At 39.6% G+C, this 16,028-nt stretch carries 19 protein-coding genes; 17 read left to right on the top strand and 2 right to left on the bottom strand.

What is annotated here, in order from left to right; genetic code table 11:
- The first annotated feature begins 22 nt into the window (after positions 1-22).
- From CWB66_RS10805 to CWB66_RS10775, 7 genes are read left to right on the top strand one after another with little or no spacing between them, the layout of a single operon-like run.
- Positions 23-1,183 (top strand): protein-glutamate methylesterase/protein-glutamine glutaminase, encoded by a 1,161-nt coding sequence (locus CWB66_RS10805; RefSeq protein WP_138585390.1) that lies wholly within the window; start codon positions 23-25, stop codon positions 1,181-1,183.
- Positions 1,176-1,940, top strand: a complete 765-nt coding sequence (locus CWB66_RS10800; protein WP_138585389.1) for a flagellar motor protein — start codon at positions 1,176-1,178, stop codon at positions 1,938-1,940. The genes CWB66_RS10805 and CWB66_RS10800 overlap by 8 nt, the downstream gene beginning before the upstream one ends.
- A 5-nt stretch (positions 1,941-1,945) precedes the next feature.
- Positions 1,946-2,899 (top strand): flagellar motor protein MotB, encoded by a 954-nt coding sequence (locus CWB66_RS10795; RefSeq protein ID WP_138585388.1) that lies wholly within the window; start codon positions 1,946-1,948, stop codon positions 2,897-2,899.
- 12 nt (positions 2,900-2,911) lie between these two features.
- Positions 2,912-3,682, top strand: coding sequence for a ParA family protein (locus tag CWB66_RS10790; RefSeq protein ID WP_077537263.1), 771 nt, complete (start codon positions 2,912-2,914; stop codon positions 3,680-3,682).
- 3 nt (positions 3,683-3,685) lie between these two features.
- Complete coding sequence (locus CWB66_RS10785) at positions 3,686-4,459, top strand: chemotaxis protein CheW (RefSeq protein ID WP_138585387.1); 774 nt, start codon at positions 3,686-3,688, stop codon at positions 4,457-4,459.
- A 24-nt stretch (positions 4,460-4,483) separates the two neighbouring features.
- The gene (locus tag CWB66_RS10780; RefSeq protein ID WP_077537265.1) at positions 4,484-4,978 is read left to right on the top strand and encodes a chemotaxis protein CheW; all 495 of its coding nucleotides are present in this window, start codon (positions 4,484-4,486) and stop codon (positions 4,976-4,978) included.
- 16 nt (positions 4,979-4,994) lie between these two features.
- Positions 4,995-5,396, top strand: a complete 402-nt coding sequence (locus CWB66_RS10775) for a DUF2802 domain-containing protein (protein ID WP_077537266.1) — start codon at positions 4,995-4,997, stop codon at positions 5,394-5,396.
- Between the two features lie 41 nt (positions 5,397-5,437).
- Here the strand turns inward: CWB66_RS10775 and CWB66_RS10770 are convergent, their stop codons facing one another.
- Both CWB66_RS10770 and fliK read right to left on the bottom strand, forming a co-directional pair.
- The gene (locus CWB66_RS10770; protein ID WP_138585386.1) at positions 5,438-5,746 is read right to left on the bottom strand and encodes an EscU/YscU/HrcU family type III secretion system export apparatus switch protein; all 309 of its coding nucleotides are present in this window, start codon (positions 5,744-5,746) and stop codon (positions 5,438-5,440) included.
- 2 nt (positions 5,747-5,748) lie between these two features.
- Positions 5,749-8,022: a flagellar hook-length control protein FliK gene (fliK, locus tag CWB66_RS10765; protein ID WP_138585385.1), complete on the bottom strand. Its 2,274-nt coding sequence runs from the start codon at positions 8,020-8,022 to the stop codon at positions 5,749-5,751.
- Positions 8,023-8,135: 113 nt separating this feature from the next.
- Here fliK and ccmA point away from each other — a divergent pair, with 113 nt between their 5' ends.
- The 10 genes from ccmA to CWB66_RS10715 are packed head-to-tail and all read left to right on the top strand — an operon-like array spanning position 8,136 to position 15,856.
- Complete coding sequence (ccmA, locus tag CWB66_RS10760; RefSeq protein WP_138585384.1) at positions 8,136-8,756, top strand: cytochrome c biogenesis heme-transporting ATPase CcmA; 621 nt, start codon at positions 8,136-8,138, stop codon at positions 8,754-8,756.
- Entirely contained in the window at positions 8,756-9,442 is a 687-nt protein-coding gene (gene ccmB / locus CWB66_RS10755; RefSeq protein ID WP_077537269.1) for a heme exporter protein CcmB, read from the top strand. The genes ccmA and ccmB overlap by 1 nt, the downstream gene beginning before the upstream one ends.
- A complete protein-coding gene (locus CWB66_RS10750) occupies positions 9,442-10,179 on the top strand; it encodes a heme ABC transporter permease (RefSeq protein WP_077537270.1) in 738 nt (245 codons plus the stop codon). The genes ccmB and CWB66_RS10750 overlap by 1 nt, the downstream gene beginning before the upstream one ends.
- 2 nt (positions 10,180-10,181) lie before the next feature.
- On the top strand, positions 10,182-10,385 hold the full coding sequence (gene ccmD, locus CWB66_RS10745) for a heme exporter protein CcmD (protein ID WP_002959284.1): 204 nt from the start codon (positions 10,182-10,184) through the stop codon (positions 10,383-10,385).
- Positions 10,382-10,861 carry a cytochrome c maturation protein CcmE gene (gene ccmE, locus CWB66_RS10740; RefSeq protein ID WP_138585383.1) on the top strand — a complete coding sequence of 160 codons (480 nt, stop codon included), beginning with the start codon at positions 10,382-10,384 and terminating at the stop codon, positions 10,859-10,861. The genes ccmD and ccmE overlap by 4 nt, the downstream gene beginning before the upstream one ends.
- Positions 10,862-10,863: 2 nt before the next feature.
- Positions 10,864-12,834: a heme lyase CcmF/NrfE family subunit gene (locus tag CWB66_RS10735; protein WP_077537272.1), complete on the top strand. Its 1,971-nt coding sequence runs from the start codon at positions 10,864-10,866 to the stop codon at positions 12,832-12,834.
- On the top strand, positions 12,831-13,400 hold the full coding sequence (locus CWB66_RS10730; protein ID WP_138585382.1) for a redoxin family protein: 570 nt from the start codon (positions 12,831-12,833) through the stop codon (positions 13,398-13,400). Before CWB66_RS10735 ends, CWB66_RS10730 begins: the two co-directional genes overlap by 4 nt.
- Positions 13,400-13,861: a cytochrome c-type biogenesis protein gene (locus CWB66_RS10725; RefSeq protein WP_138585381.1), complete on the top strand. Its 462-nt coding sequence runs from the start codon at positions 13,400-13,402 to the stop codon at positions 13,859-13,861. Before CWB66_RS10730 ends, CWB66_RS10725 begins: the two co-directional genes overlap by 1 nt.
- Positions 13,862-15,115, top strand: coding sequence for a c-type cytochrome biogenesis protein CcmI (ccmI, locus tag CWB66_RS10720; protein WP_138585380.1), 1,254 nt, complete (start codon positions 13,862-13,864; stop codon positions 15,113-15,115).
- A 9-nt stretch (positions 15,116-15,124) separates the two neighbouring features.
- Entirely contained in the window at positions 15,125-15,856 is a 732-nt protein-coding gene (locus CWB66_RS10715; protein WP_077537276.1) for an MlaA family lipoprotein, read from the top strand.
- The last annotated feature ends 172 nt before the right edge of the window (positions 15,857-16,028 follow it).

Genomic DNA, 16,028 nt, shown 5'->3' with positions numbered 1-16,028 from the left:
CTAAACTAAATAAGAGAGCTCAATGGTTGTTAAAGTCTTAGTTGTTGATGATTCGAGCTTTTTTCGCCGTAGAGTAAGCGAAATTCTCGAACAAGACAACGATATTAAAGTAATTGGCTTTGCTGTAAATGGTCGAGAAGCTGTTGAAAAAACTGAGCAATTACGCCCTGACATGATCACGATGGATGTTGAGATGCCGGTCTTAGATGGTATCAGTGCTGTTAAAGAAATAATGGCAAGCAATCCAACCCCTATTTTAATGTTTTCGTCGCTAACACGTGATGGTGCTACAGCAACACTAGATGCGCTAGATGCTGGAGCAATGGACTTTTTACCTAAAAAGTTTGAAGACATTGCCCGTAATAATGATGATGCAATAAAGCTTTTACAAACAAAAGTAAAAGAGATTGGCCGTCGTCGCATCCCTCGTTCATTTAAGCCTTTAGTTCCGGCTAAGTTAGCACCAACATCCCTAGCGCCGAGTATAAAGCCATCAATAGTTGCTAAAGAGACTAATATACGCCAGCCAGATAGAAGCTTTCAACGCTCAGCAGTGCAGCCTAAGTCATCAGTAAATGCTTCAACAATTCGCACTAGCGGTAAACATTATCAACTACTTGCGATTGGCACATCTACTGGTGGGCCTGTGGCACTGCAAACTATTTTAACTCAGTTACCAGCTAACTTCCCGCACCCCATTTTGTTGATTCAACATATGCCTGCGGCATTTACACCGGCATTTGCGACGCGCTTAAATAGCTTATGCAAAATTAAAGTAAAAGAAGCACAACAAGGCGATCGTTTACAAGCTGGAACGGCTTATTTAGCACCCGGTGGTCAGCAAATGATGGTTGAGGGGCGTGGAGCTGCAAAAACGTTAAGAGTTTTTGAAGATCAAAGCGAACGAATCACTTATAAACCAAGCGTCGATGTAACATTTGCAAGTGTAGCGAAAGCTTATCAAGGCGATGTGTTAGCAATAGTGTTGACTGGTATGGGAGCTGATGGGCGTGATGGAGCAAGAATGCTCAAACAAACGGGTGCAACGATTTGGGCACAAGATGAAAATAGTTGTGTCGTTTATGGTATGCCACAAGCATTAGTAAATGCTGGGCTAGCCAGTGAGATCTTAGCGCTTGATGACGTAGCTGTGAGAATAAAAAGAGAAACTGGTTGTGGATAAGCTTTCTATTCTAGGGCTACTTATTGCGCTAGGATCTATAGCAATTGGTTACTCTTTGGAAGGGGGCGTTGCATCTGCATTATTTAATGTCCCTGCGCTCGTTATAGTGCTTGGTGGTACATTGGGTGCTGTGATGTTACAAACATCTGCAAGCACCTTTAAAAAAATGCTAAAAATAAGCCATTGGGTTTTTTTCGCTCCACAATACGATATAGACGAAGCAATTGAGCAAGTTAAACGTTGGTCGCACAAAGCCCGTCAAGAAGGCTATTTGGCACTAGAAAACGAAGCGTTTATTCATCCTGATATCTATGCCGCCAAAGGGCTTGGTTTATTGGTTGATGGTTGTTCTGAGCAAAAATTACGAGACACACTCGAAATAGACTTATTACTTGAACGCGACAGATTATTAGAGGCAGGGCGTGTTTATGAAGCAATGGGAGGCTACAGCCCAACCATTGGTATTTTAGGGGCTGTACTAGGACTTATTCAAGCGATGTCTTTCATCACTGATCCGCAAAAGTTGGGTGAAGGTGTGGCAACTGCGTTTATTGCTACAATATATGGTGTCGGTCTTGCTAATATTATTTTTTTGCCGATGGCAAATAAGTTAAAACAACGGATTGAACAAAAAATGCTTTATCATGAAATGCTTGCTGAAGGTGTTATCGCGATAAGCTTAGGTGAAAGCCCGCTAAATATTGAATTAAAGCTTGAAGCCTACCGTGTAGAACGTCCTAACTTAGCCCAAGAGTAATCGCTATGTTACGCCGCCGCTTACGCAATGTCTCTTCAAAAAGCCAACATACCGAACGCTGGTTAGTCTCTTATGCTGATTACATGACCATTATGTTTGCATTCTTTGTGGTTATGTATGCTATTGCAATCAGTAAAGAAGAAAATTTTCAAATATTGTCAGATTCACTTGAACATGTTTTTGATAAATCTGCACGCCAATATTCACAAAATGGTGAAGGTGTAAACGGTAATGGTATTCTTACTGATAGAGTAACTCCTGAACAAGAAGTGCTTTATGGCGAGAGCATTCAAAAACAAGATCAAGGTCCTGAACTACTTGATGGACAAAGTGATACTAGCAATATACAGCAAAAGTATTTAGGAAAACCTTTAGATAGCTTGTTAACAAAATTACAATCAGCACTTATTGACGAAATTCGTGATGGTGAAGCAAATTTAGAGTTAAACCAAGATTGGCTAATTATTGAACTTAGCTCTGGAATGCTATTTTCAAGTGGCAGTTCAGTCGCTCATTTACGAGCTAAACAAGTCGTCAAACTCGTTAAAGATATTATTGCTCCTGTAGATAATTATATTAGAGTGCGTGGTTATACTGATAATGAAACTATTCGTAATGAAATATTTCGTTCTAATTGGGAGTTATCGGTAGCAAGAGCAACATCAATTTTAGTTGAACTAGAAGAGTTAGGAATAAACTCTGCGCGTATGGCAATAGAAGGTTATGGGCAATACTCTCCTCTTGCAGATAATAGTACAGAGCAAGGGCGAGCTGAAAATCGCAAAGTTGTCATTGCACTTTCTAAGTATGGATTACCACCTGTTATTGGCGTTGATAAATCAAAGCCAGAGAGTCAAAAAATAGAACCAGAAATTGAACTCCCTTCAGATGACGATACAATAAAAATAATTCGTTTACCTCATGGTGGTGTCCGCATCACTACTCGTAGCGAACAGTAATTAGGATGTAATGTGAAAATCTGGACTGTGGCAAATCAAAAAGGTGGTGTGGGAAAAACAACAACAGCAGTGAGCCTTGCCGGTATTCTTGCTTTGCGAGGTAAGCGGGTATTACTGATTGATACAGATCCACATGCATCATTAACCTATTATTTTGGTATTGATTCAGAAGATTTAGAAATTAGCGTATATGATATTTTTGCCCGTGGTACAAGCATGCAAAGTGAAGAAATACTTCAATCACTCTGTCCGTCAACGCTCGAGAATTTGGATATTTTACCCGCGACTATGGCAATTGCCACACTCGATAGGAGTATGGGTAATAAATCGGGTATGGGGTTAATATTAAAAAAAACGCTTGCAAAAATTAGTGACCATTATGATTATGCAATTCTTGATTGCCCACCCGTGTTAGGCGTGTTAATGGTTAATGCACTTGCGGCAAGCGAGCGTATTTTAGTTCCCGTACAAACTGAATTCTTGGCTTTAAAAGGACTTGATAGAATGATGCGTACGATGGAGTTAATGCAAACCTCGCAAGCGAAAAATTATGAATATACTATAATTCCTACTATGTACGATAAACGGACTAAAGCATCTTTAGAAGCTTATAAGACTTTGCAAGATACCTATAAAGATAAGGTGTGGCCAGGGGTTATTCCCGTAGATACAAAGCTAAGGGATGCGAGCTTTGCGCAAAAAGTACCCATTGAGTTTTGTCCTCGATCCCGAGGTGTGTTTGCTTATAAAGCACTATTAGACTATTTAATTGAACAAGGTTGATAAATGAGTAAGCAATTATTTGCTAATGAAAAAGTAATGACTCAATATTTAGGTGCATTGTTACGTGACGATGGGCCTATAGATAACCTAGAGCCTGTCGCAAAATTGCTTGAAAAAATACCTAATGGGACAGAACAAGAACAGTTACAGACTAAAGAGAGTAATGTAACTGAAAAGACTGATGAACAAATTCAATCAGTAGTAGCACCCAAGCCTTTACCGAGTGAAAAGGTTGTTACAGATAAAATTATTGATGTAACAGATAATACCGCAGCGCAATTATCAGAAAAGCCTTCACAGGCACTGAAAACGCAAAGCCAAGAAGATTATTTTGAAGGCGAATTTCAGGCATTGTTTTTTGAAGTTGCAGGGTTAACGCTTGCTGTGCCATTAAAGTCACTGGGTGGAATTCATCAGTTAAGTGAAGTAAATCATCTGTTTGGTAAGCCAAAGTGGTTTAAAGGCGTTATGCTTAACAGAGATGAGAAGCTAAATGTTGTTGATACCGCTCGTTGGGTCATGCCTGAAAAGTATGATGAAAAGTTAGAGGCATCTCTTAATTATCAATATTTAATCACGCTAGGCGATAGCCAGTGGGGATTATTGGCTGAAAAGTTAATAAATAACATTACATTGAGTAAAGAAGATGTAAAATGGAATACTAATAAAGGTAAGCGTCCATGGCTTGCCGGTGTTATTAAAGAAAAAATGTGTGCTTTAATAGATGTAGATAATTTAAATGCATTATTAGAAAAAGGCTTAGATAGTCGTCAGTAATAATGACCATTACGGGGAAATAGCATGAATCAAGATAAATTACTGTCAGCAAATAAAAATGCAGATAATGATGAAATATTACAGTGGGTTACATTTAAGCTAGAAGAAGAGACTTATGGCGTAAATGTAATGCAAGTGCAAGAAATATTGCGCTACACTGAAATTGCTCCAGTGCCTGGTGCGCCTTCTTACGTAATTGGTATTATTAATTTACGTGGTAATGTTGTAACCGTTATAGATACACGCTCTCGCTTTGGTTTAGATGCTGCAGATGCAACTGATAACTCTCGTATCTTAATCATTGAAGCTGAAGAACAAGTTATAGGCATTTTAGCCGATAGTGTCTCTGAAGTGGTTTATCTACGTAGTTCTGAAATAGACAGTGCACCAAATGTTGGTACTGAAGAAAGTGCTAAATTCATTCAAGGTGTGTGTAATCGTGATGATGAATTACTGATTTTAGTCGATTTAAACAAATTGCTCAGCGATGATGAATGGGATGAGTTAAGCGATATATAAGCTTTACCACTAAAATATGTTGTTACTTAGTATCGCAATTGCAGCGCTGGCGATTGGACTTATATCGTTAGCGCTAATTGCTGCATTAAAAAGCAAACAAGCAACTGAGCTTGATTCTGCTATGCAGCAACTTAAAGACACTTCAGAGCAAACTCATATTCTGCGAAGTGAAGTATCTGAATTACGAACCGGATTATTGAGTATTGGTAAACGAGTGCTTGAGGTTGAACAACAAAACCAAGAGTTAGTTTTACAACAAGCGGCTCAGAAATACGACGATCCAGATGCTAAAATTTATTCTCGTGCTGTAAAAATGGTTGGCTTAGGTGCCGATTTAGACGAGGTTATACGCGAATGTGAACTGCCTAGAGCTGAAGCCGAATTACTGTTTTCTCTGCATAAGCAAAAAGGCGCTTAGCGCCTTTTTAGTTTAATTGGTATTTTAAGCCAACATTTTGTTTATGCTTTTATATTTAGCTTACCTTGAAAGTCCTTCCAACCTGGCGGGAATTGCCCCCTTAATACATAGGAAAAGGCAATTAGCTCCGCAATTACATAATAAAGCTCTTTAGGGATTTCTTCTCCTAATGCCAAGTGTGATAATGTTTTAGCAAGCGCAGCATCTTCGTGGATCATAATTCCTTTCTTTTTGGCCGCAGCGACTATTTCGTCAGCTAATTCACCAAAACCTTTAGCACTTATTGTGGGTGTACTACCCGTTTCGTATAAAAGCCCGATAGCTGATTTATTATTAAGCACATCACTCATAATTAAACCTTAATATTAATAATTGCATGTGAATTATCAAATGCTTGATGATTAGTATCACCGCGCTTTAAATTAAGTTCGCCTACTTGCAAACCATGCTTTGCAAGCTTTAATCTTAAGTTATCTAGGTGCGGATGAGCAATCGCTGTAATTTCTTGGCTAGATGCTAGTAACTGGCAATCAAGTGCTTTATCCATCAACTCCGCAGTGATTTGTAACTGACCGAGTTCAGCATAGTCAAAATTTAATCTGACAAACCATACATTTTTACTCTCTAGTTTATCGCCACTCGATTTTTTATATTGCCCTAGCGTTATTTCTGTTTGAGCCGCCTCAGGGGGAAGTTTCATGGGTAATAAAAATTGCACTAAAGGATTTGAATCAGGGTGTTGATTTGGCATTGAAACTTGCACCTGATTTAACGTGTTTTTTACTTGTATCAGCTCGTTTGCGAGGGCTTGAACTTGAGGTTGCTGTAGTTGCTCAAGCAGCTTAGCACTCGTGTTACCTGTTTTAAAAGTAGGTAGTAATACTTGCAATAATGCATCTAAGCCAGTGTGATTATTCAAGCTAACAGGGACGATTGACTGATTGATAGTGGGTGCCGCTAAAATGCTTACCGCCATTTGTTCTAGCCCTTTAGTAAAACTGCTTTGCAGCGTGTCATTAGCAAGTATAGAGGGTTGAATGTTTGTTAGTATCTCACGCTGAATAGTCACGGGATGCACATTAGTACTTGAGACCATACGGTTAAAAGCTTGATTAATAAGGCGTGTTAAATCTGGTGAATCCTTTTCTATTTTGCTTGTTATGTTATTTATTTGGCTGTTTAAAATTGATTTGCTGTTCACTGGTTTTTCAGTGGCAGCAATTGAGTCAGGTAGCTTTAAAAGAGGACTAAGCAGCTTTGCTTCTATTGGTTGTAACATTTGGCTACGAGAAATACTTTCTGGTGAAATTATATTTTTAAAGTGATGAGCATCAGTATTTTGGGCGTTACTGGCTGGTAATGTTTGATTATGCTGAGGTAATGCCTGCCATATATTAACACTGGCTTTTAGGAGCTGAGTTAATTGTGCTAAAGGAGGCACTTGATTAAAGTGCTTTGGCAAAATATTTGTTACGTTAATCAAGGTTTTACCGTCAGTGCCTTTAATTAGCATATCTAGGTTTTGTGTCATATTTATTTTTTTAAATTGCTGAGTAATAACAGCACTAGGAGTGTCACTTTTAGATAACTCAGGTGCCAATGCAATTGTTTGTTTTGACCCTGTTGCGAACGGCTTGTGTTCAAAATATTTTACTGCGTCATTAATCCGTGTTTTTAAATCACTAAAACTATGAAGTAGCCATGATTTTATTGGGCTGCTTTGTGTAAGAAGTGGACTCATTTTGCTATTGGACGAGGTTGAGATCGATATTTCAGGGTCACTATTTTTTTGAGCTAAAAGCAGTTCGTTAAACGGTTTGGAGAATGAATTATTAAGCGTCACGTTTATATTATTAGTATCGGTTTTAATAAATAACTTATCGGCCTGATTTACTAAGTTTACTTTAATCGGTATGTTGGGTAGTTCACTAACTTGTTTATTATTTATAGGCGTTGTAAACGAACCCGACTTTTGTGGGTGAGTTAAAATAGCTAGTTTAGGTGTTGCTTGTAGTTGTGCATTAGGTAGCAGCGCTGCAAGTAATTTAGTGAGCCTTGCTTGACTTAGTGGTTGCGAATGAACTGTATCAGCAAAGCTATTAATAACATTTAGCTGCGCACCTTTGTTGTTAGTACTCACAATTACTTTTAAAGGTTGCTCGGTTATGAGTAGCTGCGCTACCTCTTTATTTATTGCAATACTGGCGTTGAGTTTATCAATAACTAATTTTGGGGTTGGGGATAACACCACTTGCACAGCCATTGGTTTGCTTTCTACCTCGGCGCCTGTGCTCACATAATTTAATAAGCGTTGCAACTGAGCTGGTTGGTTTATGGTCAGTGTTGTACTGTTTGGCGTAATGTTGAGCTGTTTGCCATCGGAGCTGAGCTGTATGTTGGCACTGGCTATTTTTTGTAAGTTTTGAGGCGCGTTAGTAGTGCCAAGCCTTAATGTTTGCCAATGCTTATCAATAAATACATCAAGCGTAATCGAATCTTTCGAAAATTGTATGTTTTTAGCGGCAAGTACCTCATCAGGTAATTGCGATAATTCATTCGTTTGAGCGTTGCTCGATTGATTGATAACCAATGAATTAGATAATGTGATTTGCGTTGGCGTATTCATTATTTTAAATCAAGTTTTCTCTATTTTAAGTGAATCGATTTTAAAGCAATATTCGTATTACCCTATCATTATGGTAGACTAACGCCTAATTTTTGGCAGAGAGAATCGTCATCTTGTTACACATTAAGTCCGTCACCTGCATCAAGCAAGAACGTTGTTTGTTTGCGGATCTTAATTTTAGCCTTAATAGCGGTCAAATCATGCAATTAGCGGGTCCTAATGGGGCTGGTAAAACGTCGCTATTGCGTATTATCGCAGGTTTTTCTGTGCCTGACGAAGGCGTTATTTTATACCAAGAACAATCGATATCTAAGTACTATGAAGAGTATGCCAGAGAGTTATTATTTATAGGCCATAAAACGGGTGTAAACACCCAGCTTAGCGCGGTTGAAAATGTTCGTCATTGGTTACATATAAATGGCTACATAAATGAGCCTGACTTATATCCTATTTTAGCGAAACTGGGTCTTGTTGGGCTTGAAGATGTACCTGTTAGAACGTTATCAGCAGGGCAACAAAGACGTGTTGCTTTAGTAAGGCTTTGGTTAAGCGATGCTAAATTATGGGTACTTGATGAGCCATTTACTGCACTTGATAAAAGCGGTGTTGCCTTTTTACAACAAAGATTTACTGAGCACTTACAAAGGGGTGGTGCTATTTTGTTAACGACTCACCAAGACTTAACGACCCACTTTAGTAACTTACAAACGGTTACATTGGAGTATCGCCACTAATGACTCGTCAACACTCTTATTGGTTGCTCTTTAGTGCGGTATTTAGCAAAGATGTAAAGCTTGCATTTCGTCAGCGCGCCGAAATTGTAAACCCTATTTTGTTTTTCTTAATTGTAATTTCATTATTTCCGTTAGCAATAGGGCCTGAGCCTGGTCTATTAGCGAGAATGGCGCCAGGTATCATTTGGGTCGCTGCACTACTTTCTACTATGTTGGGTTTAGATAAGTTATTTAGAGATGATTTTAATGATGGATCTCTTGAACAATTAATTGCGTCTTCTTATCCGTTATCACTCACAGTGCTTGCCAAAGTTGCCGCACACTGGGTAGTGACAGGTTTACCGCTGGTATTAATGACGCCGTTGTTTGCATTGTTGTTAAACCTAGAGAGCACGGCATTAACCGCGACTGTTTTAACATTATTATTAGGCACACCACTGTTGAGCTTTATTGGCGCAATAGGCGCTGGTCTTACTGTGGGGCTACAAAAAGGGGGTATTTTGATGAGTTTACTCGTACTGCCTTTGTATATTCCTGTTTTGATTTTTGCAACGTCGGCTATCGATACCAGCTCTATGTCGCTGGATTATAGCGGGCAGCTTGCCATCCTTGGTGCTATGTTACTTATTGCTATTATTAGCGCACCAATTGCCATATCGTCAGCTTTAAAAGTGAGTGTAAGTTAATGTGGAAATGGTTACATCCCTATGCTAAAGCAGAGCGTGCATACCAGTTATGCAATACGTTACTGCCTTATTTCGCCGTAGTTACTGTAGTTAGTATGATTGTTGGGTGGGTTTGGGGGCTTGGTTTTGCACCTGCCGATTACCAACAAAAAGACAGCTACCGTATCATCTTTATTCATGTTCCTTCGGCCATTTTATCAATGGGTGCTTACTCATCAATGGCTATTGCCGCTATTGTTGCACTTGTATGGCAACTAAGAAATGCAGAGCTTGCGGTTATTGCTATAGCACCAGTAGGTGCTTGCGTGACTGCAATAGCGCTCATTACTGGCGCTGCCTGGGGTAAACCTATGTGGGGTGCTTGGTGGGTGTGGGATGCACGTTTAACCTCTGAGCTTATTTTGCTATTTTTATACTTGGGTGTGCTTTCGCTATACCACGCATTTGAAGATAAAAAATCAGCAGGACGTGCCGCGTCTATTTTAGCCATTGTTGGGGTGATCAACTTACCAATCATTCACTTTTCGGTTGAATGGTGGAATACATTGCACCAAGGCGCAAGCATTACAAAGTTCAATACAAATGCAGTTGACCCAAGTATGTTTTGGCCGCTTATGGTTAATATTTTAGCCTTTGCTGCTTTTGTAGGAACAGTGACTTTAATTCGTCTTAAAAATGAAATTTTGCAACGCGAAAAGCATCGACCGTGGGTGCGAACGTTGTTAAATAAGGGGTAATTATGCAGTTTGACTCTTTTTCTGATTTTATTGCAATGGGGGGCTATGGGTTTTATGTATGGCTTTCTTTTGGTACATGCGCACTTATTTTACTTGGTATTTTAGTAAACTCTTTAAGAGATACCAAACGTATTATGGCTTCTGTAGAGCAACAAATAATACGTGAAGCGCGAATTAAAAAAGCTAAACAGGAACAAATCTCATGAATCCAAGACGTAAAAAGCGCTTATTGGTAATCATTGCCGTACTGTTTAGCATTGGTGGATCAATTGGTTTAGTGCTCTATGCACTGCAAGAAAATATAAACTTATTTTATACGCCAAGTGAACTTATTGACGGTAAAGGCCCTAACAAAGAAAAGCCATATATAGGCCAAAAGTTACGTATTGGCGGTATGGTTGTTCCAGGTACTGTTAAGCGTAATGAACAAAGTTTACAAGTAAGCTTTAAGTTAATTGATACTGGCCCACTGGTAACAGTACGTTATCAAGGTATTTTGCCTGATTTATTTCGTGAAGGGCAAGGCATTGTAGCGCAAGGCGTATTAATTGAGCCTAACGTAATAGAAGCATTTGAAGTGCTTGCAAAGCATGATGAAGAATATATGCCTGCAGAAGTTGCAGAGGCAGTTAAAGGTATTAAGCACGAAAAACCAAAATACAACTTAGATAGTGGTAATTAGCTATGATCCCAGAAATTGGTTATTTTTCTTTAACGCTTGCCATGGTGCTAAGCGTTTTGCTGTGTATTTTTCCTCTTTGGGGTGCGCATACCGGTAATCTTCGATTGATGCGCGCGGCTCCATCTTTAGCAATAGGGCAATTTGCTTTTGTTTTAATCTCTTTTGCTGCACTTATTTATGCCAGTTTAACGGATGATTTTACCGTATCGTACGTAGCCTACCATTCAAGTAGTACATTGCCTTGGTATTATAAAATCACCTCTACGTGGGGCGGTCATGAAGGGGCCATTTTACTATGGCTTGTAATGCAAGCGGGTTGGACAGCGGTAGTTGCTGCACGCTCCAAATCATTACCTTGGGTATTACGTGCGCGTGTATTGGGTGTGCTTGGCTTTTTAGGTGTGGGTTTTATGATGTACACCCTGCTGCTTTCAAGCCCATTTGAGCGTTTACTGCCTTATTTTCCGGTCGAAGGACGTGATTTAAACCCGTTACTTCAAGATCCCGGTATGATTATTCATCCGCCATTACTGTACATGGGTTATGTAGGGCTGTCGGTTGCTTTCTCTTTTGCTATTGCGGCATTGTTAACAGGTAAACTTGATAACACATGGGCTAAATGGTCACGCCCGTGGACAATGACTGCATGGGGCTTTTTAACTCTAGGAATAACAATTGGTAGCTGGTGGGCGTATTCAGAACTTGGCTGGGGCGGCTGGTGGTTTTGGGATCCGGTTGAAAACGCCTCGCTTATGCCATGGCTTGTTGCAACTGCATTATTACACTCTTTAAGCGTGACTGAAAAACGCGGTGTGTTTAAATCGTGGACGGTATTACTCGCAATTGCTGCATTCTCTTTAAGTTTGCTGGGTACGTTTATTGTACGCTCGGGTATTATTGTATCGGTGCATGCTTTTGCAACAGACCCTGATAGAGGTTTATTTATTCTTGCCTTTTTCGGCATCGTTGTAGGCGGTGGCTTAGCATTGTATGCGCTACGAGTATCGCAAGTGCACAGTGAAGGTCGATATAAGCTTGTATCTCGCGAAGTGGCATTATGGCTCAATAATATATTTTTAGTGGTTGCTACATTAATCGTATTGCTTGGTACGCTATTACCTATGGTGCATAAAGAAATGGGCTTGGGCAGTATTTCTATTGGCGAACCGTTTTTTAATAAAATGTTTGCAATAATTTTAGTGCCGTTCGCTATTTTGATGGGAATAGGACCATTTTTACGCTGGAAGCAAAACAAATGGGCCTTTTTGCAAAACAAAATATTAATGGGTGTAGTGTCGAGTGTCGTGATCACCTGTGCTTGGTTATTCTCTAGTTACGATTTAGTAAAACCACTTACGCTCTTAGCTACAACGCTTGCAGTTTGGATTGCTATATCAACAGGGATTGATATTTACACCAAAGCAGCTGTGCACAATACCTTAAAAGAAGGTTTGAAACGCTTAGGTGTAAGTTACTGGGCCATGGTGCTTGGTCATATTGGTATTGCGTTTGTTATTGCGGGCGTAACGCTTACATCTGCTTACTCAGTTGAGCGTGATGTATCAATGAAGCAAGGTGATACGGTACAGCTTAATCAATACGAATATCGCTTTGATGGTGTTAAAACTATTCGTGGGCCAAATTACAGCGGACATGCGGGTGTTGTCTCAGTGCTTAAAAATAATGAACTTGTAACCCAATTACATGCTGAAAAACGCAAGTACGATATAGGTATGCAGTTTATGACTGAGGCGGCAATAGATGCTGGCTTTACACGTGATTTATACTTAGCGCTGGGTGAGCAATTAAGCCAAGGTGCATGGTCACTTAGAATTTATCATAAGCCATTTGTTCGTTGGATGTGGATTGGTGGTGTGCTTGTATCGTTAGCTGGATTTATGATTTTGTTTGATAAGCGTTATCGTACATCGACGAAAACAGCTAGAAGAGCAGCTGCGGAGAGTGTTTTATGAACCGCAAAATTTTAGCTATTGCGCCGCTTTTGGTGTTTGCTTTTGTCTGCGTATTTTTATACCAAGGACTTTTTGCTAATCCTCGTGAAATTCAAACAGGGCGATTAGGCCAAGAAATGCCTGCATTTAATTTACCTGATTTAATGCAAGATAATAAACAGTGGACTAACGAGTCGTTAAAAGGTGAAGTTTACTTATTAAATGTATGGGGTACTTGGTGCCCAACCTGTTTAGCTGAACTTGGCTATTTAACTAAGTTACGTGAGCAAGACGTTAAAATTGTCGGCCTTTATTACGTACAAGGTTATGACGCAGATTTTGATGGCCCATTTAATATGCAATCGCTTCGCACTGAAGTAAGCGATATGCTAGAGCGCGCAGGCGACCCGTATCAATTTAATATTTTAGATTTACATCGTACTTTGTCGTTGGATTTAGGGGTGTCGGGTGCGCCTGAAACATTTTTAGTCGATAAAAACGGCACTATTTTGTTGCATCACACCGGTGATATAAACCCGCGAGTATGGCGAGCTAAATTTGCGCCAATTATGCAGGAGCTTAAATAATGAAGTGGTTATTACTTACTCTTAGCCTTTTTGTAAGTTTGGGAGCGTTTGCACAGCAAGATCGCTACCAATTTGATAATAACGAACAAGCAATATTGTTTGAAGAGTTGAACAAAGAGCTGCGTTGCCCTAAGTGTCAAAATCAGAATATTGCTGACTCAGATGCTGTTGTTGCTAAAGATTTACGCGATAAAGTACTTGTGTTGGTTAAAGAAGGTAAAAGCAAAGACGAAGTAATTGATTACATGATCGATCGCTTTGGTTATTTTGTTCATTACGACCCACCAGTTACACCAGCTACGTTAGTGTTGTGGGTGTTACCTGTATTAATCGTAATTATCGGCTTTGGTTTTATTGTTATTCGCCAGCGAAAAGCATCAGTAAAACAAATGTGGAGCAGTGACGACGAAATGCTGCTAGCGAAGCTAATCGATGAAAATAAACGTCAGGAGCAAAGCTAAATGATTTTAATGTGGGCGTGTTTTGCTTTACTCACACTGGTTGCGCTTGGTTTTGTTATGCTACCTTTTTTAAAAAAAGAGCGTGTTCAAACAATTACTCATAACGCCAATGCTGAATTAATTAGTATTTATGAGCAGCGTTTAGTCGATTTGCAGACTGATTTAGATAATCAACGCATTGATAGCATAAACCACGCAGAATCAATCGTTGAATTAAAACGCCGTTTGTTGAACGAGCTATCACCAGAAAAATCACTAAACAGCAAAGGTAATAATCGTATTTTTGCTTTAACGGGTGGTGCATTTGTTCTTGCGCTCACAGGGATTTTTTATAGCTTTACGGGAAGTCAGCAACAAATTTCGGCTTGGCATGATGCAATGGATAATTTAGCTGATTATGGCGAACGTGCTGTAATGCAAAAAGGTGAGCCGCTTAGCCAAAATGAGCTGCAGGCTTTTGCATTGGCGCTTCGTACTAAGCTTAGCCGCTCTGGCGATGATGAAATTGCTTGGATGCTACTTGGCCGAGTGGCTATGTCGCTAAATGAGTTTGATATGGCGCAGCAATCATTTGATAAAGCATTGCGTATGAATCCTGATAATATGCAGGTACTTATTAGCTACAGCCAAGTTTTATTACTTGAAGGTAGCGAAGCTAATATGACCCGCGCGGCAGGCATGCTCTCAAAAGTATTAAAAGTTGAACCTACAAATTTAGATGCAATTTCATTACTCGCACTGATTGCTTATGAACGTAAAGACTGGCCGCAAGCTAAAACTGCATTTGAAGTTCTACTTGCGAGTATGGAAAAAAGTGATTCGCGCTATAGTATGATCTCCGAACGTATTGCTGATATTGAGCAGCAAATGCAAAGTGAAGGTTCTGTTACACCTGTAACAAACGGTGTGAGCACTATTACTGTTACCGTCGATATTGCAAAAGAACTTATTGATAAACAACCAAAAAACGGCATTTTGTTTATATTTGCAAAAGCTGCAACTGGCTCTCCTATGCCGCTAGCTGCTGTTAAGCTAACTACCTATTCATTTCCAGTTACGGTTGAGTTGAGCGATAGTAGTGCAATGGTTGCAGGGCTTAACTTATCTAGTGCAGAGAATATTGTTATATCGGCTCGTATTTCTATAGATGACTCGGTTATGCCAAGTTCTGGCGAGCTTGAAGGGCATTCAGAGCCGTTAAAGCGTGAAAGTGTAAGTGACTACCAACTTCAAATTAATACATTAATACCTTAAGGACGTTAGATGTTAAAACATAGTTTCACATTTTTATGTTTATTGGTACTGGCCGGTTGTGCTCAGGTACCACAAAGCAAAGTAGATGATAGAGATCCGCTGCAAAGTATTAATCGCCCGCTATATGACTTTAATATGGATGTGCTAGATGCATACATATTACGTCCAGCCGCAGTCGGTTATATAACAGTAACGCCAGCACCTGTTCGACAGGGTGTTGTACATTTCACTGATAATATTACAGCACCAGTGGATATGATAAATGCTGGTTTACAGGGTAAAGCCGGAAATGCAGGCGTGAGCTTAGCGCGTTTTTTAGTTAACTCGACGGTGGGTATATTTGGTATTTTTGATGTTGCGAGCTCATTAGGTCTTGAAGTTGTAGATGAAGACTTTGGCCAAACTCTGGGTGTATGGGGCGTCGGTGATGGTGCTTATTTAATGCTCCCAGGTATGGGGCCAACGACTGCCCGTAATCTAACAGGTGATGTTGTTGATAATATCGCCTTGCCTAAAATAGCTCTGACCACACCACAAACAATTTTAGTCTTTGTTTTAAAAGCCGTTGAAGCACGAGCATCATTAATTCCTCAAGAAGGTTTGCTAAATGATTCGCTCGACCCATATTTATTTGTTAAAGATATTTACTTCCAACGTCAAATATATGAACTATATGATGGTAACCCGCCTGTTAAAGAAGAGCCTGCGGATTTTGATGAAGATTTTCTAGAAAGTCTGTAATTAAAAAGCCACTCACAAAAACGCCAGCTAAATGCTGGCGTTTTTGTTTGCTGTTTATATATTTAATCTGAATTCTGGATAATAAATCTATCTCGAGCAGCTATTTTCAGCGCTAACTACGTTGAATTTACTTGCAATAGGCCAGCTATTGACGCGTAAGTTCGCCTTGTTT

The sequence above is a fragment of the Pseudoalteromonas sp. S558 genome (assembly GCF_005886635.1).
Taxonomy (GTDB): Bacteria; Pseudomonadota; Gammaproteobacteria; order Enterobacterales; family Alteromonadaceae; genus Pseudoalteromonas; species Pseudoalteromonas aliena.
Note: the sequence above shows the minus strand (reverse complement) of the source record. Positions and strands in the feature narration are given on the sequence as shown.